Below are 18946 nucleotides of genomic sequence, written 5' to 3' on the forward strand. Positions count from 1 at the left end.
CGCGGCTTGATCGCCACGATATCAAACCTGGGAACACAAAATCCCAGCTTTCCGGTGAAATTCGCTGGAAATAAAATTATCTATAATTTTTGAAACGATCAGCCGACGATAGCAAAAGTCTCGCGCGGAATACCGGTTTTGGCCGGTTGCGGGCCGCGGCCGATCCATTGCACGTGCTTCTGCAGGATGGCGGCGGCCTCGTCTGTCCTGCCCTGCCGGAGGGCGGCCAGGATGGCGCGGTGATCGTGGTCGGTGCGCTTTTCCCAGCCGGACTGCCAGGCGGAGAACAGGAAGCGCGCGCTTGCGGCATGCAGGTCGTCGATCGAGGCGAGCAGGCGCTTCATGCCGCAGGGCGTGAGGATCAGCCGGTGGAAACGGCGGTTCGCCTCTTCCCAGGCATGCACGTCAGCTGCGGCGTCGCCCTCACGGGTCGCTTCCTCCGCGGCATCGAGGATGGCGGGGGTCAGGTGGCGGGCGGCATGGCGGATCGCCAGGACCTCCAGCACGGCGCGCATTTCCGCCACCTCGCGGACTTCGGCGAGATCGAAGGAAGCGACCCGCACGCCACGGCGCGGCTCGCTGATCGCCAGGCCCTGCGCCTCCAGCCGGCGGAAGGCCTCGCGCACTGGCACGTGGCTGGTCTGAAATTCCTCGGCGATGTGATCCTGGCGAAGACGGGCACCGGGGGCAAGCTCGCCGCGCACGATGCGATCGGCAAGCACCCGGCTGATTCGACTGGCGATTGTGTCTTCCGGCTCCTTGCTCATCAGCGTTCCTTAGAACGCCACCCCCCGCTTGTCGAGAGCCGCCCGCTAGGCTTGTCCCAGCCATGCACGGCGGTTGGTTGAGGTTTGTCCTGCCATCGTATAAAAGCCCGCTTCACCTTCCATACAAGGCCCATAAAAGGCATTTCCTCATGAGCAGCTTCGACCTCATCATTTTCGATTGCGACGGCGTTCTCGTCGATTCCGAAATCATCGCGGCGCAGGTGGAATCCCGGCTGCTGACCGAAGCGGGTTATCCGATCAGCATCGAGGAAATGGGCGAGCGCTTCGCCGGCATGACCTGGAAGAACATTCTCCTGGCTGTGGAGAAGGAATCCAATATTCCGCTCTCGGCCTCGCTGATCGACAAATCCGAGACGCTGCTCGACGCCCGGCTCGCCCGTGACGTGAAGATCATCGACGGCGTGAAATTCGCGCTGGCAAGGCTGACGACGCAACGCTGCATCTGCTCAAACTCCAGCACGCATCGTCTCGACATGATGCTCGAAAAGGTCGGCCTCAAACCCTATTTCGCGCCGCATATCTATTCGGCCAAGGATCTCGGGCCGGATCGGGTGAAGCCGAAGCCGGATATCTTCCTGCACGCTGCCGAGCAGTTCAAAGTCGCGCCGGAGAAGTGCCTGGTAATCGAGGATTCCACCCATGGCGTCCATGGCGCCAGGGCGGCAGGCATGCGCGTCGTCGGCTTTACCGGCGCATCGCACACCTATCCGAGCCATGCCGACCGGCTGACCGACGCGGGTGCCGAAACGGTGATCTCGCGGATGATGGACCTGCCGGCCGTCATCGCCGCCCTCGGCGAATGGGCCGGCGCTTTCTGATCGTCCCGATCAGGTCTTTCCCGATCAGTTCCGGCGGACCGGCTTCTTTGCCGGGCCGGTGTCGAAGCCCAGGCGGACGCGGGTGAAGCGCGAGGCTCCCCCTTGCGCGTTGGGGATCTGCACATCAGCCTTGTTGAAGATGAACTGGGTGCCGCCGGCCGGCATGTCTACCGGGAAAGCCACCTTCTGCGAGTAGATGACGCTGTCGCCGTCGACCACTTCGACGAGGACCGGCAGGGTCACCTTGCCGGGAACGCCGACCGGGCCCTGGACGACGCGGCCCTGCGCGACGACATTGATGGTCAGCGTCGTTTCATTGGCAGTGCACTGGCGCGTCGCGTCGGCAAGCGAGGCCTGGTAGAGCAGTTTTTCCGGCTGGTTCTCGCCGCCGCGCGCATAGGCGCGATGGATGGCGGTCTGTTCCAGCATCACGACTGGCGGGCAGAAAGCCTGCACGACCGGGGTTGCGGCCTGACCGGCGGGGGCGGTTGGGGTCAGTCCTTCGGTCGGCGCCGAGGAATTGCAGCTTGCGAGAACCGCCACGACCGATACCGCCAGAAAACCACGCGAAATCTTTGCAAACACCGTACTCAACCCTCTTCCATCCCAATTTCTGGGCCAATACCGAAGCGAACCGGAGTGTCACTTTCCGGTCTTTCACCGCCCATTTTCCTGGTCTATATCAGCGGCGCGAATAAAAATCGATTGGGGATTCACGGTCGTGGACTACATTTCTACCCGGGGCGAAACCGCTCCGCTCGGATTCCGGGATGCGCTGATGGCGGGACTTGCCCGCGACGGCGGCCTTTACGTGCCACGCCAATGGCCTTCGCTCTCCAAAAAGGAAATCCGCGCGCTGCGCGGCAAGACCTATCAGGAGGTCGCCTTCGAGATCCTCAAGCACTTCGTCGGTGACGAAATCCCCGCCGACAAGCTGAAAGGCATGATCACGGAAGCCTACGCGACGTTCCGGCATCCAGCCGTCGTGCCGCTGGTGCAGACCGGGCCGAACGATTTCGTGCTCGAACTCTTCCACGGTACCACGCTCGCCTTCAAGGACGTGGCGATGCAACTGCTCGCCCGGCTGATGGACTATGTGCTGGCCGAGCGCGGCGAACGGGCGACGATCGTCGGCGCGACGTCGGGCGATACCGGCGGGGCGGCGATCGATGCCTTTGCGGCGCGCGAGCGCACCGACATCTTCATCCTCTTCCCGCATGGCAAGGTCTCGCCCGTGCAGCAACGGCAGATGACCACGTCGAAAGCCGCCAACGTGCATGCGCTGGCGCTGAAGGGCAATTTCGACGACTGCCAGAACATCGTCAAGGAGATGTTCAACGACGTCGCCTTCCGCGACCGGGTCAGGCTCTCGGGCGTCAACTCGATCAACTGGGCGCGCATCATGGCCCAGGTGGTCTATTATTTCACCGCCGCCGTTTCGCTCGGCGGGCCGGACCGGAAAATCTCCTTCACCGTGCCGACCGGCAATTTCGGCGATATCTTCGCCGGTTACGTCGCCAAGAAGATGGGCCTGCCGATCGACCGGCTGGTGATCGCCACCAACGACAACGACATCCTCGCCCGGACGCTGAAGACCGGCCGCTACGAGATGCGCGACGTCAAGGCGACCACCTCGCCCTCGATGGACATCCAGATCTCGTCGAATTTCGAGCGGCTGCTCTTCGAAGCCTATGGCCGCGATGCCGGCTCGGTTCGCGCAGCCATGGCCGGCCTCAAACAATCCGGCAGCTTCGAGATCAAGCCGGACGCGCTGAAAGCGATCCGCCGCGAGTTCCGTGCGGGGCGGGCAACGGAGCGGCAGGTGGCCGCCACGATCCGCGAGACGCTGGCCGAGACCGGCTACCTGCTCGATCCGCATACGGCGACCGGCGTTTTCGTCGCAGGCAAGAACGCAAAGCCGTCGAGCCCGATGGTAACGCTGGCCACCGCGCACCCGGCCAAATTTCCGGCCTCGGTAAAATCCGCTTGCGGAATTGATCCGGCGCTTCCATCATGGCTCGCTGATCTTATGCAAAGGGAGGAGCGCTTCGATATCTTGGAGCCTGAGCTTAAGTCCGTCGAAACTTTCATCGGCGAGCATGCCCGCGCTAAGTAAGTAAGGTATCGGCGGCGCCGGAAAGACGTAGAGATGAATGTAGAAATCACCCGGCTCGCCTCCGGGTTGACGGTCGTCACCGAAACCATGCCGCATCTGGAGAGCGTCGCGCTGGGTGTCTGGATCAAGTCCGGATCACGTAACGAGACCGAGGACGAACACGGGATCGCCCACCTCCTCGAGCACATGGCCTTCAAGGGCACCGCCCGCCGCAGCGCACGCGATATCGCCGAGGAAATCGAGAATGTCGGCGGCGAACTCAACGCCGCCACGTCCACCGAGACCACCTCCTACTACGCTCGGGTGCTCAGGGACCATGTCCCGCTCGCGGTCGACATCCTTGCCGATATCCTGACGGAATCGGCTTTCGACGAGGAGGAGCTTCGCCGCGAAAAGCACGTCATCCTGCAGGAGATCGGCGCTGCCAACGACACGCCCGACGACGTGGTGTTCGACAAGTTTTCCGAGGTCGCCTACCGGGGCCAGACGCTTGGCCGGCCGATCCTCGGCACGCCTGATACGGTCAAGGGTTTTACGCCCGGGCAGATCCGCAACTATCTTTCGCGCAACTACACGACGGACCGGATGTTCGTGGTCGCCGCCGGCGCCGTCGATCATGCGACGTTCACCAAACAGGTGGAAGAGCGCTTCGCCAGCCTGCCGATGACTCCGAGCGCGCCGCCCGTGCTCGAAACCGCCCGCTATATCGGCGGCGACGTGCGTGAAACCCGCGACCTGATGGACGCGCAGGTCCTGCTCGGTTTCGAGGGCAAGGCCTATCACATGCGCGACTTCTACTGTTCGCAGATCCTCGCCAACATTCTCGGCGGCGGCATGTCCTCGCGCCTGTTCCAGGAAGTGCGCGAACATCGCGGCCTCTGCTATTCGGTCTATGCCTTCCACTGGGGCTTTTCCGATACCGGCATTTTCGGCATCCATGCGGCAACCGGCGGCAACGAGTTGCCGACGCTGGTGCCTGTCCTCATCGATGAGCTGCGCAAGTCTTCGGACACCATTCACCAGCAGGAAATCGACCGTGCCCGCGCCCAGATCCGCGCCCAGCTTCTGATGGGCCAGGAAAGCCCGGCTGCCCGCGCCGGCCAGATCGCCCGCCAGATGATGCTGTACGGACGCCCGATCCCGAACCCGGAAATGATGGAACGACTGGAAGGGATCACGACCGAGCGGCTCACCGATCTTGCCGGACGGCTGTTTTTCGATACAGTCCCGACACTGTCGGCGGTCGGCCCGATCGAGCAGCTCGCGCCCTTGACCGACATCTCCACGGCGCTCGCCTCGCCGGGGATCCAGACGAAGAAGGCTGCCGGTTAAACCGGCCGCCCTGCCCGGAGCAGCACTCGCATGACCAAATCGGTGTTTCGGTTCCTGTCGCGACAGCCGGACACACCAGAGCTTTATGGCGAAAACCACCTGCTTCGGCTTCCCCGTTATTCCGACTACAAACAGTGGCAGCGGCTGCGCTCGGAAAGCCGCCCCTTCCTGCAGCCCTGGGAGCCGATCTGGCGGCCGGACGAGCTGACCGAAGGGTCGTTCCGCACGCGGGTGGTCAGAAGCGGTCAGGAATATGCGTCCGGGCTTGCCGTTCCGCTGCTTCTCTTCCGCCACGACGACCAGGTTCTGCTCGGCGGACTGACCATCGGCTATATCCGCCGAGGGGCGGCGCAGAGCTGCATGATCGGCTATTGGATGGGCGAGAAACATTCCGGCCAAGGCCATATGTTGGCCGCATTGAAGGTGGCAATCCCCTATATCTACGGCGGACTTCAGTTGCACCGGATCGAGGCAGCCTGTATTCCGGAGAACTGGAAAAGTGTCCGGCTTTTGGAAAAGGCCGGTTTCGAGCAGGAAGGTCTTTTGCGCAAGTATCTCAAAATCAATGGCGAATGGCGCGACCACCTGATGTTTTCCCGATTGCCGGAAGATGGTGAGTTCGGGAAGATGCTGAAGCCATGAGCGCCCCTTTCCTGCGTCTCGCGCCGTTGATCCGCCTTGTTCCGGCGATCATCGTTCTCCTTGCTGCCGCCATGTTTCTGACGGCGGCGCCGGGTGTGCGCGCCGCAGAAGCGGTCAAGATTTCGCGAGACGACACGGCGCTCGACCTGACGAGAACCACGGACATCTACGTCAACCAAGGCGAGGCTTTCCAGGTGTCGACGGCCGCCGCTGCAGATGGCATCCGCCGTCGCATCGAGGTGCGCGCGAGCTCGCCCGGCCACCAGGGCGACTGGGCGGTCTTCGCACTCTCCAACGTCTCCGAAGAACAGCTCGAACGGGTGATCGTCGCGCCGCATTTCCGGCTCGCCAATTCGAAAATGTTCTGGCCGGATCTCGGCTCGCAGCGCATCATCTCGATCACGCCTTCGGAAGGTTTTGCGCTCGACCGGATACCGAGCCCGGATGCGGACGTTTTCCGGATCACGCTGAACCCCGGCTCGACCATCACCTTCGTCGCGGAACTGGCGACGCCGTCGCTGCCGCAGATCTATCTCTGGCAGCCGGATGCCTACAAGGACACGGTCAACTCGTTCACGCTCTATCGCGGCATCGTGCTCGGCATTGCCGGCCTGCTGGCGGTGTTCCTGACCATTCTCTTCGTCGTCAAGGGCACCTCAATGCTGCCGGCGGCGGCGGCGCTTGCCTGGGCAGTGCTCGCTTATATCTGCGTCGATTTCGGCTTCCTCGACAAACTGATCACCGTCACGTCCGGCGACCAGCGCATATGGCGCGCGGCCGCGGAAGTGGCCCTCGCCTCCTCGCTCGTGATCTTCCTGTTCACCTATCTCAACCTCAATCGCTGGCATGTGCATCTCGGCTATGCGACGCTTGCCTGGGTGGTCGGCCTGGTCCTGCTCGGCGGCGTGGCGATCTACGATCCGTCGGTCGCAGCGGGCATCGCCCGCATCTCGTTTGCGCTGACCGGCACGGTCGGCATCCTGTTGATCATCTATCTCGGCTTCAGCCGCTACGACCGGGCGATCCTGCTGGTGCCCACCTGGGCGCTGATCCTCGTCTGGCTGTTCGGCGGCTGGCTGACGGTGACCGGCAAGCTCGACAACGACATCATCCAGCCGGCACTCGGCGGCGGCCTCGTGCTGATCGTGCTTTTGATCGGCTTCACGGTCATGCAGCACGCCTTTGCCGGCGGCGCCTATCAGCAGGGCCTGTTCTCCGACCTTGAACGGCAATCGCTGGCCTTGACCGGCAGCGGCGATACCGTCTGGGACTGGGATGTGGCGCGCGACCGGGTCGTCACCACGCCCGACATCTCGACCCGCCTCGGGCTCGATTCCGGTGCCATGCACGGGCCGGTGCGCAACTGGGTACCGCGACTGCATCCCGACGACCGCGACCGTTTTCGCGCCACGCTGGATGTCCTCCTGGAGCACCGCCGCGGCCGGCTGAACCATGAATTCCGCATCCGCGCCGAGGATGGGCATTTCCACTGGCTGCAGATTCGTGCCCGGCCGGTGCTCGGCTCCAACGGCGAAATCATCCGCTGCGTCGGCACGATCATCGATGTGACCGAGCAGAAAAATTCCGTCGAGCGCCTGCTGCAGGACGCGATGCATGACAACCTGACCGGCCTGCCGAACCGCCAGGTCTTCCTCGACCGGCTGCAATCGGTGCTGACGCTGGCGCCCGGCGGCGATACCCTGCGGCCAACGGTCATGGCAATCGACATCGACCGCTACAAGCAGGTCAACGACAGTCTCGGGATTGCGGCGGGCGACAACATCCTGATCGCGCTGACCCGGCGCCTGCGGCGTCTGCTGAAACCGCAGGATACGCTGGCGAGGCTTGCCGGAGACCAGTTCGGCCTGATCCTCGTCTCCGAGCGCGATCCGGCCAAGGTGGCGGATTTCGCCGATGCGGTCTCCAAGGCGATCATGGTGCCGATCAATTTCGCCAATCGCGAGATCATCCTGACGGCGTCGATCGGTCTCTCCTCCTGGGTCGACCAGCAGGAAAGTGCGACCGGCATGCTCGCTGACGCGGAACTTGCCATGTACCGGGCGAAGCGCTCCGGCGGCAACCGCGTCGAGCCTTTCCGCCCCGCCTTCCGCGCCGCCGGCGCCGACAAGCTGCAGATCGAGACCGATCTTCGTCGCGCCATCGAACGCAAGGAACTGTTCCTCGCCTACCAGCCGATCATCAGCCTGAAGGACGGCGAGATTGCCGGTTTCGAGGCGCTGATGCGTTGGGATCACCCGAAGCGCGGCAGCATCCCACCGTCGGAATTCATTCCGATTGCCGAAATGTCGGACCTGATCGGTCCGCTCGGCCTGTTCGCCATGGACCGCGCCGCCACCGACCTGATGGTCTGGCAGCAGCAGACGGGCGACCTGCCAGTGTTCGTGTCGGTGAACCTGTCGAGCGCGCAACTGCTCAACGCCGACCTCTACAACGACGTGCGGGCGCTGCTGCAAAAAACGCAGGTGAACCCGGGCCAGCTGAAGCTGGAACTGACCGAGTCGCTGATGATGGAGAACCCGGAACAGGCGCGGCTGGTGCTCGGCAAGCTCAAGGAAACCGGCCTGAGCCTTGCGCTCGACGATTTCGGCACCGGTTATTCGTCGCTCGCCTACCTCACGCAATTCCCCTTCGATACGATCAAGCTCGACAAGGCGCTGGTCCGCAACGCGACGGAAAAGCGGGCCGTGCTGCTGCGTTCGGTTATCGCCATGGCCCGCGCGCTGGAGATGACGGTGGTGGCGGAAGGTGTAGAGACTGACGAGGATGCGGCGGAACTCGCCAAGATGGGCTGCCATTTCGCCCAGAGCTATCTGTTCGGACCGCCCGCCCCGGCAGACGCGGTGCTGCGGCTTCTCAAGGAGCGCTTTCCGCTGACAAAGCGGGCGTAAAGTTTCTCAAGCGGCCTTTCCCGTTCTCGGTCGCTCGCGGGCAAACGGGCTGAGGCCCAGCCATTGCTGCATGGAGTTTGCGATCCCCGGATCGCCGTCGAGTTCAAGCCGGCCGCTTGCCATCTCGGCCCGTACGGTCGCGACGCCCATCCAGATCGCGGTCATCGTCCGCAGCGAGGACGTCACGTAAAGGTCGATCTCGAAGCCGGGGTCGGTCGAGCAGACATCGACCTCACGGCCGTCGACGACCAGCCAGTAGCGTTGCTGCGCGGGGGGCCGCTCGGGATATAGAAACATGACAGTGCAGCGTCGGGAGGGCATCGGGGTCGGATCGAGATGGCGGCGCATGTCCCACATCAGCAGCGACGGATCGAGTTTCTGAAGCGAATGCTGGGTCTCGACCCAATGCTGCCCCCAGAAGCCGAGCGTCATCACCACCTCGCGCAAATCTTCGCCGGCCGGCGTTAGGTGATATTCGATCACCCCATCGGCCGCCTTGCGGTTTTCGACAATGCCGGCCTGGACCAATTCCTTCAGACGCTTCGAAAGCAAGGTCGGCGACATGCGCGGCACGCCGCGCCTGAGGTCGTTGAAACGGCGGCTGCCGCACAGAAGCTCGCGCAGGACGAGCGGCGTCCAGCGGGTGCAGAAAATCTCCGCCGCCATTGCGACCGGGCAGAACTGGCCGTAGCTCGCGGTGACCTCCAACATCGCCAACCTCCTCGGCATGCCCCGGGCAAGAATAGTCCCATTCCGGAAACGAACCAACTCCACTTTATGGACTACTGATTGCATATGGTACCCGCCCGTGGGCTGCGGCAACAACCAGCGTATCGTCCCCTCGCCTGGCGCGCCGCATCATCGACAAGGCTCTGCATGATGCATAGCCATCGGGGTATGATAAGCTCCAAGCGTAGTCATTCCCGGACGCCTCTCTGCGAGATTCTAACACACCATCATGCTCCCGCTTGACTCATTCATAGCTCTCTGGCTATACATTAATCCATAGCCAACGAGGTATGAATTCCAAGTGCCGGACGCTCACGACGTACTCTTCAGAACGCTTGCCGACCCGACGCGACGGGCCATCTTCGAACGGCTGTGCCGCGAAGGAGAAAAAACGGTCGGGGTGCTGACGGCGCAGGCCGGGGTCTCGCAGCCCGTCGTCTCGAAACATCTCGGGGTGCTGAAGCGGGCCGGACTGGTGCGCGACCGCCACGAAGGCCGCCAGACCCATTACAGCGCGCAGCTCGGCGCGCTCGCCCCGCTGGTCGACTGGACGAGCCAGATGGCCGGGTTCTGGCAAAACCGCTTCGACAAACTTGAAGACCTGCTCAGGAGGATGGACCAATGAACGAGACCTCGACCGAAACGCGCACCGTCGTCGTCGAACGCGAGATCCCCCATCCGCCGGAAAAGGTGTGGCGCGCGCTGACGCAGCAGCACCTGATCGAGGAATGGCTGATGAAGAACGATTTCCAGCCGGTCGTCGGTCACCGTTTCAATCTCCGTGGGGAATGGGGCGGCGTGCTGGACTGCGAGGTCCTCGCCGTGGAACTGCACAGAAAGCTCTCCTACACCTGGAACCATGCGCATGACGACGCGGCCTACAATCTGAGAAGCGTGGTGACCCTGACGCTCACGCAGACAAATACGGGGACCCATCTGCGCATGGAGCAGTCGGGTTTCCGGCCGGAGCAGAAGCTCGCCTACAACGGCGCCCGGCACGGATGGCAGGGGTTCTTCGGAACGCTGGAGACGGTTTTGGCGAGGCTGGACTGAGGTCCGGCGGCACAGGACTTTTTTACAAGGGCGGCAGCGCCGCCAAGATGACAACCGGAGTGAGTAGCCAGCAGGCGGGCGCAAGCCAGATCAGCTGGTTTTCAGAGGAGGAATATCGTTGAACTGGAACATGTTGACCCGACAGGTCCACCGCTGGCTGTCGATCGCCTTCACGGTGACCGTCATCGCCAATTTCGTTTCCATGGGCTTCGGGGAGCCGCCCTTGTGGGTGGTCTATTCTCCCCTGCCGCCGCTCTTCCTGCTCTTGTTCAGTGGCCTATATCTGTTTGCGCTGCCTTACACCCGCCGGAGCGGACGGGGCACCCGCGGATAGGAGGAAACCGAAATGGCCGGCAAGACATCCACGACGTCCGGGAAGGTCGCACGTAAGGCATCCGCCAGCGATGCCCGTGCGGAGCCGGTACTCCTCTCGGGCGGCAACCCACAGATCGCCAAGGGCTATGGCGACGCTCCCGTACAAGCCTATATCGCGGCCATGCCGGGCTGGAAAAGCGATATCGGACGCCGAATCGATGCGCTCGTCACCGGCACCGTTCCCGACGTTTACAAAGCGGTCAAATGGAACTCCCCGCTCTACGGCATCGAAGGTGACGGCTGGTTCCTGGGCGTCCATTGCTTCGCCAAATACATCAAGCTCGCCTTCTTCCGCGGCGCCTCGCTCAGTCCCGTCCCTCCCGGCACGTCCAAAACCCCGCAGACGCGCTATTTCCATATCCATGAAGGCGACAAGCTCGACGAAGTCCAACTTGCCGACTGGGTGAAGCAGGCCAGTCTGTTGCCCGGCGAACGGATGTAGTGACGGCCAGGCGACAACAACCATGAAGGAAGGGACAACAACCATGGAAACGACGAAAAGCGGTTCGGCGGGCGAAGAGACCTCTCCCTCGCGACTGATCGACGCGAGGATCAATGAGCTTGGCGATTGGCGGGGAGAGACCCTCGCCCGCGTCCGGTTTCTCATCAAGCAGGCCGAACCCGACGTGATCGAGGAATGGAAGTGGCGAGGGGTTCCGGTCTGGGAGCTTGCCGGGATCATCTGCACCGGCGAGACCTACAAGAACGCGGTGAAATTGACTTTTGCCAAGGGCGCCTCGCTGGAGGATCCTGCCGGTCTCTTCAACTCCAGCCTCGACGGCAATACAAGGCGTGCCATCGATTTCCATGAAGGCGACAAGATCGACGAAGAGCCACTGAAAGCGCTCATTCGCGCTGCCGTGGCGCTGAATTCCGCCCGCCCGGCCAGCTCTCGGAAGAAACTCAAAAGCGCCTGAAAAGCCCCGGATAACCTGCCTTTCGACACCCTGATGAGGTGGCTCCGGTTGCCCGGCCCGCCGGGTCATCCACCGCTTCGCGACGGCGGCGATCCATGACGGGTTCTGACCCTAGTCCATTTCCTGTACTTGCGGCTGCTCGTCGAGCGGCCAACAATCCGCCCATTCTCAACAGATGGGAGGAGAAAACCATGACAGCAGCACCCGAATTCAAGCCCGCTCACACGGCTCATTCGAATGCGATCGACATTGTGAGATCGCTCGGACCGGTGTTTGCCGCTCGCGCCACGGAGGGCGATGACGGCGATACCTTCGTCGCCGAGAACTACCGCGACCTGCGCCAATCCGGCCTGGTCGAGGCCGGTGTTCCCGCCGATCTCGGCGGCGGCGGTGCGGAGGTTCGCGAGCTCTGCGACATGATCAGGGAGCTTGCGCATCATTGCGGATCGACGGCGCTCGCCTTTTCGATGCATACGCATCAGGTGGCGATCCCCGCCTGGCGCTGGACGCATCAGAAGGCGGCACCGGTGATGCCGCTTCTCAAACGCGTGGCGGCAGAGCGGATCATCCTGCTTTCAAGCGGCGGCTCGGACTGGATCGAAGGGTCGGGCAAGGCCGAGAAGGTCGACGGCGGCTACCGGATCACCGGCCGCAAGATCTTCACCTCCGGTTCGCCGATGGGCGACGTCCTGATGACCGGCGCGGTGCTCGAGGAACCGGACGGGCCGAAGGTTCTGCATTTCGGCCTGCCGATGAAATCGCCGCATGTCAAAGTTCTCGACACCTGGAAGGTGATGGGGATGCGCGGCACCGGATCGAACGACGTGATGGTCGAGGGCCATGTGGTGCCGGAAGAGGCGGTGGCGCTGAAGCGCAACCAGGGCGAATGGCACATGCTGTTCCATATCATCTCGATGATCGCCTTCCCGCTGATCTACTCGGCCTATCTCGGCGTCGCGGAAAGCGCCCGCGATATCGCGATCGAGCTGGCCAAACGGAAGGAGCCGGATGCCCATGTGATCCAGCTCGCCGGGCGGATGGAGACCGAGCTCAGGGCTGCGCAATATGCCCATGCCGCCATGATCGCGACGGCCGAGCGCGGTGAACCTTCGCCGGCCACGACCAACGAGATCATGATCGGCCGTTCGCTGGTCGCCCGCCACGCGATCGCCGCCACGGAACTCGCCATGGAAACGGCAGGCGGCGCGGCCTTCTATCGGAACAAGGGCCTCGAACGCCGGTTCCGCGATGTCCAGGGCGCTCGTTATCATCCGATGAGGACCGGCCCACAGCAGGAATTTGCGGGCCGCATCGCGCTCGGTCTCGACACGCTCAAGATCTATTGAGACCGGAAAACTAGAGATAATGACGGGCAAAAACTTGTAAAAACCGTCGTTTGTCATGGGAAGGAAGCGAAAGAGGCGATTTCATCGCGAGACAGTAATTCCGGAAATATGAAAATGCATGTTTCGAGTTGACGACATCGTGATCTTACCCCCTAATTCCCAGGGGTTTCTGAATGCGCCCCATAAACTGCACCCCGCCTTTCGATCCACCGGAAGGCGGGTTTTCTTTTTCTGGCGGACGCTCCTATCCGCTGTGGGCGTGGATCAGCCGGTGAATATATTCCAGCTTGACCATGACCGCCTGCGACAGGACGAAGGGATAGAGGTCCGGCTGGCCCATCGAGCGGTGGATGCTGTTGAGCGCCATGCTGAACGGCACCCAGGCTGCGACGAGCTGTTCCGCATCCCGCGCCGCATAGGGATTGAACGCCACTTCCGCCGCCATTTCCGCATGGCCGCGCGGTTCGATCACCATGCCATAGGCGCGGGCGGTCTCCAGCGTGTCGACAATATGCAGATAGTGGGCGAAACACTCGGCGAAATCTTCCCACGGGTGGGTGCTGGCATAGGTGCTGATATAGAAATCCTGCCAGTTGGGCGGCGGGCCCAGCTCATAATTCCTCTGCAGTGCCGCACCGTAGTCGACCGTCTCGTCACCGAAGACGGCACGGAACTCGTCCAGCCTGCCGCCGTTGCGCACCAGCTTGTCCCAGACGTAGTGCCCGGTTTCATGACGAAAGTGCCCGAGCATGGTGCGATAGGGCTCGTTCATCGAGACGCGTACCTGCTCGCGGGTCGCATCGTCGGCTTCGGCGGCGCGGATTGCGATCAGGCCGTCCTCGTGACCGGTCATGGCCGGCACGATGGTGCCGTCCGGCTGCACCTCGTCGATGAGGAAGTCGAAAACGAGGCCACCCTGCGGATCCTCGATGCGGTTGGTGCGCGGCAGGTTCAAGCGCAGCAGCGAATAGAACAGATGCCGCTGGGCCTGGCTGATGCGGCGCCACTGGTTGAGGCCGGCCTCGGTCGAGGCATCCGGCACCAGCCGGTTATGCCGGCAGGCGGGGCAGAAAGGGTGCGGATCGTCGGCGATCACCGTCCAATTGCAGATATCCATGCCGGTATTGGCGCAAAGCCTGATTCTGTGGTCCGGCCTTGCGACGAGATGCCAGGTGCCACCTGCGGCATCCTCCTCCAGGGCATGCATGGCGAGCATTTCCGGCACGAAAGCGAGCCGGTGGCCGCAGTTCACGCAGGAGCGGTTGTCGAAATGGATGGTCTGGCCGCAATGATCGCAGTCGTAGAGACGCATGGAGGATCCGTTGGATTGAGTGAGGCGAATACAGAAAACCTGCTCCAGCCGAAGCCGGAACAGGTTCGAACTCTAAGGGTGGAACGTGACCGTTACATCCGGTCGACAACGCTCTTTGCGGCATCCTTGACCTTGCCCTTGGCCTGCTGCGCATGGCCCTTGGCTTCCTGGCCCGCACCCTTTGCCTTGAGCTTCGGATTGTCGGTCATATCGCCGGCCGCCTGCTTGACCTTACCTGCCACTTCGTTTGCCTTGCCGGCCATCTTGTCACTGGTGCTGCCCATCATGCTTCTCCTTCACGAGGACGTCCATCGTCCTGCTGGGAAAAGAACTCCGGGCTGGAGGCTTCGTTCCGGGATTTTTCAAAATTTAAAAGTCAGGCGTGGCCGGCTTCGCTGGAGAGCATTTCCGGGCTGACGCCGAGCAGCGCCAGGGCGCGTTCGTATTTGCCTTCCAGCGCCCGGTCGAAGATCAACTCCTCGCTGGCAGGGCAATTCAGCCAGCCGTTGTTGCCGATCTCCAGTTCTAGCTGGCCGGGGCCCCAGCCCGCATAACCGAGCAGCATGGTGGCCCGCGCCGGCCCCCGCCCGTCGCAGATGGCACGGACGATATCGAGCGTGGCGGTAAGCGAGATGTCGTCGCTGACGGGAATGGAAGATTCGCTCACAAAATCGTCCGAATGCAGCACGAAGCCGCGGCCTGTCTCGACCGGACCGCCGGAGAGGATCGGAAAATCACGGGTTTGCACCGGCAGCATGATCGCATCCGCCTGATCCATGAGTTTCAGGTGCAGGAGAACGTCCGTGAACGAGATCTGCTGCGAGCGGTTGATGATGAAACCCATGGCGCCGGCCTGGGAATGAGCGCAGATATAGACGACAGCGCGGATGAAATTGCTGTCCTGCATGCCCGGCATGGCAATCAGGAATTGTCCGTCCAGGAAGCCCCGTTCGCTCTTGTCCCCGAGGGTCGAGAAAGCCATGATGCCTCCAGCCTGCCTTCCCGCCCAGCCAACGGGCAGAAGAGCGTCAATTGCCATTCCATCAAGATGGGGCAGTCGGCCCGATCAATCAACCGAAAATGATCGGCTTGCGCAGGCTCGTGACTGGTTTGGACACGCCCAATCAGTTAAACGCTTGGGCAATGAAGAGAATTTCGATGCCTAACATCCTGTCCCGGGCGCCGACCGCGCTCGCCGCCTGCATCACTGCGGGCGCGGCCTTGGGCGTTGCCTCCATCAGCTGTGCGGAGACCACGCCCTGGGCCAGCAACGAAGGCGGTCGGATGCGGATCGTGGCGATGCCGCCGGAGCCGGATGGCACGGTGCGCGGCGCGCTGCAGATCGAGCCGAAGGCCGGCTGGATCACCTATTGGAAGGAACCCGGCGATGCCGGCATTCCACCGCAGATGGTGTTTTCCAAGGCAAGCGGCGTGACGCTGAGCAGCATGGGCTATCCCGTGCCGAAGCGGATCGACAACGGCAAACTGCGCGATATCGGCTACGACCATGCGGTCGCCCTGCCCTTCGAGCTGAAGATGGAAGATCCGGGCAAGCCTCTGAACCTCGGTGCGTCGGCCTTTGTCGGCCTTTGCCGCAATATCTGCATTCCCTTCCAGGCGGAATTCTCACTGCAGCTCGGGGCGACCAAAGGCACGCCGGTCGAGGAGGCGATGATCCTCAACGCCGCAACCTCGAAGCTGCCGGAAGCGCCATCGGGCGATTTTGCCGTCACCCACTATGCGATGACCCACGGGCGCGACAAGCTGAGCCTGAAGCTGAAGCTGCCGTCGGGGACCCTGGCGCCGCCGCAGGTAATCGTCACCGGTCCGCAGGGCCATGTGCTCTTCGACGGCATCAACGGCCGCCGCGATGGCGAGGCCTACGCGCTCGACATGCCGGTCGGCAAACTGCCGAAGAACTACGACATCAAGGGCAAGCGCTGGGGCATCCTCGTGATCGCCGGCGATCGGGCCATGGAAACCTCGCTCGCCTTCGAGTGACGGCCCTTCCTGTCGATGAGACCGGAGCTTGCGGCCCGTTGCATTGCCGTCCCTCTCCCTTGTCTTGCGTCAAGTCCGCTCTATAGTGCGCCGCGAATGGCGGGCCTGAGACAAGCGCTCGCCCAACCGAGGAGAACCCCATGACGATTGCCATCGGCGATAAACTTCCCACCGCCAAGTTCAAGGAAAAGACCGCGGACGGTCCGGTGGAAATCACCACCGAACAGCTTTTCGACGGCAAGAAGGTCGTGCTTTTCGCGGTGCCTGGCGCATTCACGCCCACCTGCACGCTGAACCACCTGCCGGGCTATCTCGAAAACCGCGACGCGATCCTCTCCAGAGGAGTCGACGACATCGCCGTTCTCGCCGTCAACGACTGGCATGTGATGGGCGCCTGGGCGACCCAGACCGGCGGCCTCGGCAAGATCCACTTCCTCGCCGACTGGGACGGCGCTTTCACCAAGGCGCTCGGCCTCGACGCCGACCTTTCCGCAGGCGGCCTCGGCGTGCGCTCCAAGCGTTATTCGATGCTGGTCGAAAACGGCGTCGTCAAGTCGCTCAACGTCGAGGAAAGCCCCGGCCAGGCCACCGTCTCCGGCGCCGCCGCGATGCTCGAACAGCTCTGAGGCAGAGTTTGTATTCCGATTGAAAAGGGCGCCGGATGGCGCCTTTTTTTGTTTTCCGGAGAGGAATTAGATAAGAGCCAAGCCTCACCGGCACCTTTTCCCTCGGGCAACGGACTTTCTCTTTCGCCCTCTTTTTGCCATAATTGTTATAACATAACGCGTAATGTTATTACATAAGCGGCGAGCCGAATGGCACATCCCTACCTCTCTCCAGGCCTGATCGGCCGTTCGGCCTTTGGCCGCCTGGTCTATGTGGCGATGCTCCTCGGCCTGCTGTGGTTGGCGATCCAGTGGGCGGTGATGTTGCCGTGAGCGCGCTCCTCACGCTCGACAACCTGACGGTCACCTACGACCGCCATCCTGCAGTCCATCACGTATCGGGTTTCTTCCGGGCCGGCAGCCTGACCGCGATTGCCGGGCCGAACGGGGCCGGCAAGTCGACGCTGATGAAGGCGATCATGGGGGAGTTGCGGCCGGCGAAGGGACGGGTGCAACATCAACTCGTCCGCAGCGATTTCGGCTATCTGCCGCAGGCGGCGGATATCAACCGGCGCTTTCCGATCTCGGTCCTCGATACCGTCCTGCTCGGCGCATGGCGGCATACGGGAGCCTTCAAGGCCAACGGGCCTAAGGAATACGCCCAAGCAGCCGAGGCGCTCTCCGCCGTCGGCCTCGGCGGCTTCGAGCGGCGGCCCATCGGGTCGCTGTCGGCCGGGCAGTTCCAGCGGGTGCTGTTTGCGCGCCTCCTGCTCCAGGATGCGAAAGTCATCCTGCTCGACGAACCGTTTACCGCGATCGACGCGCGCACCACGGAGGACCTACTCAACATCGTCGCGCATTGGCATGGCGAGGGCCGCACGGTGATCGCCGTGCTGCACGACCTCGAACAGGTACGGACGCATTTTCCCGAGACGCTGCTGCTCGCCCGCGAATGCATCGCCTGGGGGCCGACAGCAGACGTGATGTCGGTCGGCAATCTTTTAAAGGCGCGGATGATGGCCGAGCACTGGGATGACGGCGCCGGGGTTTGCGAGCCGCCGGTCGCCGGCACCTCAATGAGCCAGCCCCCGCTTGGCAAACCCTCGATCGAGGAGCCTGCCGCATGAGTGCCTACGATCTCCTCATCGCGCCATTTGCCGATTACGGTTTCATGCGCCGGGCGCTGGTCGCCTGCCTCTGCCTGGCGCTCGGCTCAGGTCCGATCGGCGTCTTCCTGATGCTGCGGCGCATGAGCCTGATGGGCGATGCGATGAGCCATGCGGTTCTGCCGGGCGCGGCGATCGGTTATCTCGTCGCCGGCTCGCTGTCGCTGACGGCGATGGGGATCGGCGGACTTATTGCAGGACTTTCCGTGGCACTGCTTTCCGGCGCGGTGAGCCGTTCCACGGTGCTGCAGGAAGACGCGAGCTTTGCGAGCTTCTACCTCACGTCGCTGGCCTTGGGCGTGCTGATCGTGTCGCTGCGCGGCTCGAATATCGATCTGCTGCACGTGCTGTTCGGCACCATTCTCGCCATCGACGGCCCGGCGCTCGCCCTTATCGGCGGCATCACGTCGATGACGCTGGTGATCCTCGCCATCATCTACCGGCCGTTGGTGGCGGAATGTTTCGACCCAGGTTTCCTGCGCACCGTCGGCGGCCGTGGGCCGGTCTATCACGCGTTGTTCCTGTTGCTCGTCGTGCTCAATATGGTCGCGAGCTTCCAGGCGCTCGGCACGCTGATGGCGGTCGGGCTGATGATGCTGCCGGCGGCGATTGCGCAGCTCTGGGCCCGCGGCCTGACGGCAATGATGGCGCTTGCCGCCGCCACGGCCGCCGTCTCCGGTTATGCCGGGCTGATCGCCTCCTACCATCTCGAACTCGCCTCCGGCCCGACGATCATCATGACGGCGGCGGTGATCTACGGCTTTTCCATCCTTTTCTCGCCGTCCGGCTTCGCCCGGCGGCTCTTTCCCCGTCCGCATCTCGCGGGCTGACTTTCAG

22 protein-coding genes are annotated in these 18946 nt (G+C 62.9%); 16 read left to right on the forward strand and 6 right to left on the reverse strand.

Annotated elements, in window-relative coordinates; genetic code table 11:
* Positions 1–98: 98 nt before the first annotated feature.
* Complete coding sequence (locus PMI07_RS00095; RefSeq protein ID WP_007752432.1) at positions 99–767, reverse strand: GntR family transcriptional regulator; 669 nt, start codon at positions 765–767, stop codon at positions 99–101.
* A gap of 149 nt (positions 768–916) precedes the next feature.
* Here PMI07_RS00095 and PMI07_RS00100 point away from each other — a divergent pair, with 149 nt between their 5' ends.
* Positions 917–1606 carry an HAD family hydrolase gene (locus PMI07_RS00100; RefSeq protein ID WP_007752435.1) on the forward strand — a complete coding sequence of 230 codons (690 nt, stop codon included), beginning with the start codon at positions 917–919 and terminating at the stop codon, positions 1604–1606.
* Positions 1607–1630: 24 nt separating this feature from the next.
* Here PMI07_RS00100 and PMI07_RS00105 read toward each other — a convergent pair whose 3' ends face one another.
* The gene (locus PMI07_RS00105; protein WP_007752436.1) at positions 1631–2191 is read right to left on the reverse strand and encodes a hypothetical protein; all 561 of its coding nucleotides are present in this window, start codon (positions 2189–2191) and stop codon (positions 1631–1633) included.
* Positions 2192–2327: 136 nt separating this feature from the next.
* Between PMI07_RS00105 and thrC the strand changes: the two genes are divergently transcribed.
* Genes thrC through PMI07_RS00125 form a run of 4 tightly spaced genes read left to right on the forward strand, consistent with a single transcriptional unit; the run spans position 2328 to position 8605 of the window.
* Positions 2328–3722, forward strand: coding sequence for a threonine synthase (thrC, locus tag PMI07_RS00110; RefSeq protein WP_024163422.1), 1395 nt, complete (start codon positions 2328–2330; stop codon positions 3720–3722).
* Between the two features lie 33 nt (positions 3723–3755).
* Complete coding sequence (locus PMI07_RS00115; protein WP_007759455.1) at positions 3756–5054, forward strand: pitrilysin family protein; 1299 nt, start codon at positions 3756–3758, stop codon at positions 5052–5054.
* 30 nt (positions 5055–5084) lie between these two features.
* Positions 5085–5696 (forward strand): GNAT family protein, encoded by a 612-nt coding sequence (locus tag PMI07_RS00120; RefSeq protein ID WP_007759454.1) that lies wholly within the window; start codon positions 5085–5087, stop codon positions 5694–5696.
* Positions 5693–8605 carry an EAL domain-containing protein gene (locus tag PMI07_RS00125; RefSeq protein WP_007759453.1) on the forward strand — a complete coding sequence of 971 codons (2913 nt, stop codon included), beginning with the start codon at positions 5693–5695 and terminating at the stop codon, positions 8603–8605. Before PMI07_RS00120 ends, PMI07_RS00125 begins: the two co-directional genes overlap by 4 nt.
* Positions 8606–8611: 6 nt before the next feature.
* On the opposite strand, the gene PMI07_RS00130 is transcribed toward PMI07_RS00125, so the two are convergent.
* Positions 8612–9316, reverse strand: a complete 705-nt coding sequence (locus tag PMI07_RS00130; RefSeq protein WP_007759452.1) for a helix-turn-helix domain-containing protein — start codon at positions 9314–9316, stop codon at positions 8612–8614.
* Between the two features lie 319 nt (positions 9317–9635).
* On the opposite strand from PMI07_RS00130, the gene PMI07_RS00135 reads away from it, so the two are divergent.
* The 6 genes from PMI07_RS00135 (at position 9636) to PMI07_RS00160 (ending at position 13025) form a co-directional block, all read left to right on the forward strand.
* Positions 9636–9959 (forward strand): metalloregulator ArsR/SmtB family transcription factor, encoded by a 324-nt coding sequence (locus PMI07_RS00135; protein ID WP_007759451.1) that lies wholly within the window; start codon positions 9636–9638, stop codon positions 9957–9959.
* A complete protein-coding gene (locus PMI07_RS00140; protein WP_007759450.1) occupies positions 9956–10387 on the forward strand; it encodes an SRPBCC domain-containing protein in 432 nt (143 codons plus the stop codon). Before PMI07_RS00135 ends, PMI07_RS00140 begins: the two co-directional genes overlap by 4 nt.
* 118 nt (positions 10388–10505) lie before the next feature.
* On the forward strand, positions 10506–10721 hold the full coding sequence (locus PMI07_RS00145; RefSeq protein ID WP_007759449.1) for a hypothetical protein: 216 nt from the start codon (positions 10506–10508) through the stop codon (positions 10719–10721).
* 12 nt (positions 10722–10733) lie between these two features.
* On the forward strand, positions 10734–11204 hold the full coding sequence (locus PMI07_RS00150; protein ID WP_007759448.1) for a DUF1801 domain-containing protein: 471 nt from the start codon (positions 10734–10736) through the stop codon (positions 11202–11204).
* Between the two features lie 22 nt (positions 11205–11226).
* Positions 11227–11679 carry a DUF1801 domain-containing protein gene (locus tag PMI07_RS00155; RefSeq protein WP_037084863.1) on the forward strand — a complete coding sequence of 151 codons (453 nt, stop codon included), beginning with the start codon at positions 11227–11229 and terminating at the stop codon, positions 11677–11679.
* Between the two features lie 191 nt (positions 11680–11870).
* The gene (locus tag PMI07_RS00160; RefSeq protein ID WP_024163423.1) at positions 11871–13025 is read left to right on the forward strand and encodes an acyl-CoA dehydrogenase family protein; all 1155 of its coding nucleotides are present in this window, start codon (positions 11871–11873) and stop codon (positions 13023–13025) included.
* Positions 13026–13269: 244 nt separating this feature from the next.
* Here PMI07_RS00160 and PMI07_RS00165 read toward each other — a convergent pair whose 3' ends face one another.
* The 3 genes from PMI07_RS00165 to PMI07_RS00175 all read right to left on the reverse strand — a co-directional run bounded on the left by PMI07_RS00165 (position 13270) and on the right by PMI07_RS00175 (position 15319).
* A complete protein-coding gene (locus PMI07_RS00165) occupies positions 13270–14337 on the reverse strand; it encodes a putative zinc-binding metallopeptidase (RefSeq protein WP_007769137.1) in 1068 nt (355 codons plus the stop codon).
* Between the two features lie 92 nt (positions 14338–14429).
* Positions 14430–14621 (reverse strand): CsbD family protein, encoded by a 192-nt coding sequence (locus PMI07_RS00170; RefSeq protein ID WP_007769134.1) that lies wholly within the window; start codon positions 14619–14621, stop codon positions 14430–14432.
* Between the two features lie 92 nt (positions 14622–14713).
* The gene (locus PMI07_RS00175) at positions 14714–15319 is read right to left on the reverse strand and encodes a YqgE/AlgH family protein (RefSeq protein ID WP_007769131.1); all 606 of its coding nucleotides are present in this window, start codon (positions 15317–15319) and stop codon (positions 14714–14716) included.
* Between the two features lie 176 nt (positions 15320–15495).
* On the opposite strand from PMI07_RS00175, the gene PMI07_RS00180 reads away from it, so the two are divergent.
* The 5 genes from PMI07_RS00180 to PMI07_RS00195 all read left to right on the forward strand — a co-directional run bounded on the left by PMI07_RS00180 (position 15496) and on the right by PMI07_RS00195 (position 18939).
* On the forward strand, positions 15496–16338 hold the full coding sequence (locus tag PMI07_RS00180) for a protein-disulfide reductase DsbD domain-containing protein (RefSeq protein WP_007769128.1): 843 nt from the start codon (positions 15496–15498) through the stop codon (positions 16336–16338).
* Between the two features lie 140 nt (positions 16339–16478).
* Complete coding sequence (locus PMI07_RS00185; RefSeq protein WP_007769116.1) at positions 16479–16964, forward strand: peroxiredoxin; 486 nt, start codon at positions 16479–16481, stop codon at positions 16962–16964.
* Between the two features lie 189 nt (positions 16965–17153).
* A complete protein-coding gene (locus tag PMI07_RS35910; protein WP_007769114.1) occupies positions 17154–17276 on the forward strand; it encodes a hypothetical protein in 123 nt (40 codons plus the stop codon).
* The gene (locus tag PMI07_RS00190) at positions 17273–18070 is read left to right on the forward strand and encodes an ABC transporter ATP-binding protein (RefSeq protein WP_007769112.1); all 798 of its coding nucleotides are present in this window, start codon (positions 17273–17275) and stop codon (positions 18068–18070) included. The genes PMI07_RS35910 and PMI07_RS00190 overlap by 4 nt, the downstream gene beginning before the upstream one ends.
* Positions 18067–18939 (forward strand): metal ABC transporter permease, encoded by an 873-nt coding sequence (locus PMI07_RS00195; RefSeq protein ID WP_007769109.1) that lies wholly within the window; start codon positions 18067–18069, stop codon positions 18937–18939. The genes PMI07_RS00190 and PMI07_RS00195 overlap by 4 nt, the downstream gene beginning before the upstream one ends.
* The last annotated feature ends 7 nt before the right edge of the window (positions 18940–18946 follow it).

Source organism: Rhizobium sp. CF080 (genome assembly GCF_000282095.2).
GTDB lineage: Bacteria > Pseudomonadota > Alphaproteobacteria > Rhizobiales > Rhizobiaceae > Neorhizobium.

Bases quoted from the DNA above. Each gene is read 5' to 3' on its own strand.
- PMI07_RS00095 (WP_007752432.1), bottom strand. From the start codon at position 767: ATGAGCAAGGAGCCGGAAGACACAATCGCCAGTCGAATCAGCCGGGTG.
- PMI07_RS00100 (WP_007752435.1), top strand. From the start codon at position 917: ATGAGCAGCTTCGACCTCATCATTTTCGATTGCGACGGCGTTCTCGTC.
- PMI07_RS00115 (WP_007759455.1), top strand. From the start codon at position 3,756: ATGAATGTAGAAATCACCCGGCTCGCCTCCGGGTTGACGGTCGTCACC.
- PMI07_RS00120 (WP_007759454.1), top strand. From the start codon at position 5,085: ATGACCAAATCGGTGTTTCGGTTCCTGTCGCGACAGCCGGACACACCA.
- PMI07_RS00125 (WP_007759453.1), top strand. From the start codon at position 5,693: ATGAGCGCCCCTTTCCTGCGTCTCGCGCCGTTGATCCGCCTTGTTCCG.
- PMI07_RS00130 (WP_007759452.1), bottom strand. From the start codon at position 9,316: ATGTTGGAGGTCACCGCGAGCTACGGCCAGTTCTGCCCGGTCGCAATG.
- PMI07_RS00140 (WP_007759450.1), top strand. From the start codon at position 9,956: ATGAACGAGACCTCGACCGAAACGCGCACCGTCGTCGTCGAACGCGAG.
- PMI07_RS00150 (WP_007759448.1), top strand. From the start codon at position 10,734: ATGGCCGGCAAGACATCCACGACGTCCGGGAAGGTCGCACGTAAGGCA.
- PMI07_RS00155 (WP_037084863.1), top strand. From the start codon at position 11,227: ATGAAGGAAGGGACAACAACCATGGAAACGACGAAAAGCGGTTCGGCG.
- PMI07_RS00160 (WP_024163423.1), top strand. From the start codon at position 11,871: ATGACAGCAGCACCCGAATTCAAGCCCGCTCACACGGCTCATTCGAAT.
- PMI07_RS00165 (WP_007769137.1), bottom strand. From the start codon at position 14,337: ATGCGTCTCTACGACTGCGATCATTGCGGCCAGACCATCCATTTCGAC.
- PMI07_RS00170 (WP_007769134.1), bottom strand. From the start codon at position 14,621: ATGGGCAGCACCAGTGACAAGATGGCCGGCAAGGCAAACGAAGTGGCA.
- PMI07_RS00175 (WP_007769131.1), bottom strand. From the start codon at position 15,319: ATGGCTTTCTCGACCCTCGGGGACAAGAGCGAACGGGGCTTCCTGGAC.
- PMI07_RS00180 (WP_007769128.1), top strand. From the start codon at position 15,496: ATGCCTAACATCCTGTCCCGGGCGCCGACCGCGCTCGCCGCCTGCATC.
- PMI07_RS00185 (WP_007769116.1), top strand. From the start codon at position 16,479: ATGACGATTGCCATCGGCGATAAACTTCCCACCGCCAAGTTCAAGGAA.
- PMI07_RS35910 (WP_007769114.1), top strand. From the start codon at position 17,154: ATGGCACATCCCTACCTCTCTCCAGGCCTGATCGGCCGTTCGGCCTTT.
- PMI07_RS00195 (WP_007769109.1), top strand. From the start codon at position 18,067: ATGAGTGCCTACGATCTCCTCATCGCGCCATTTGCCGATTACGGTTTC.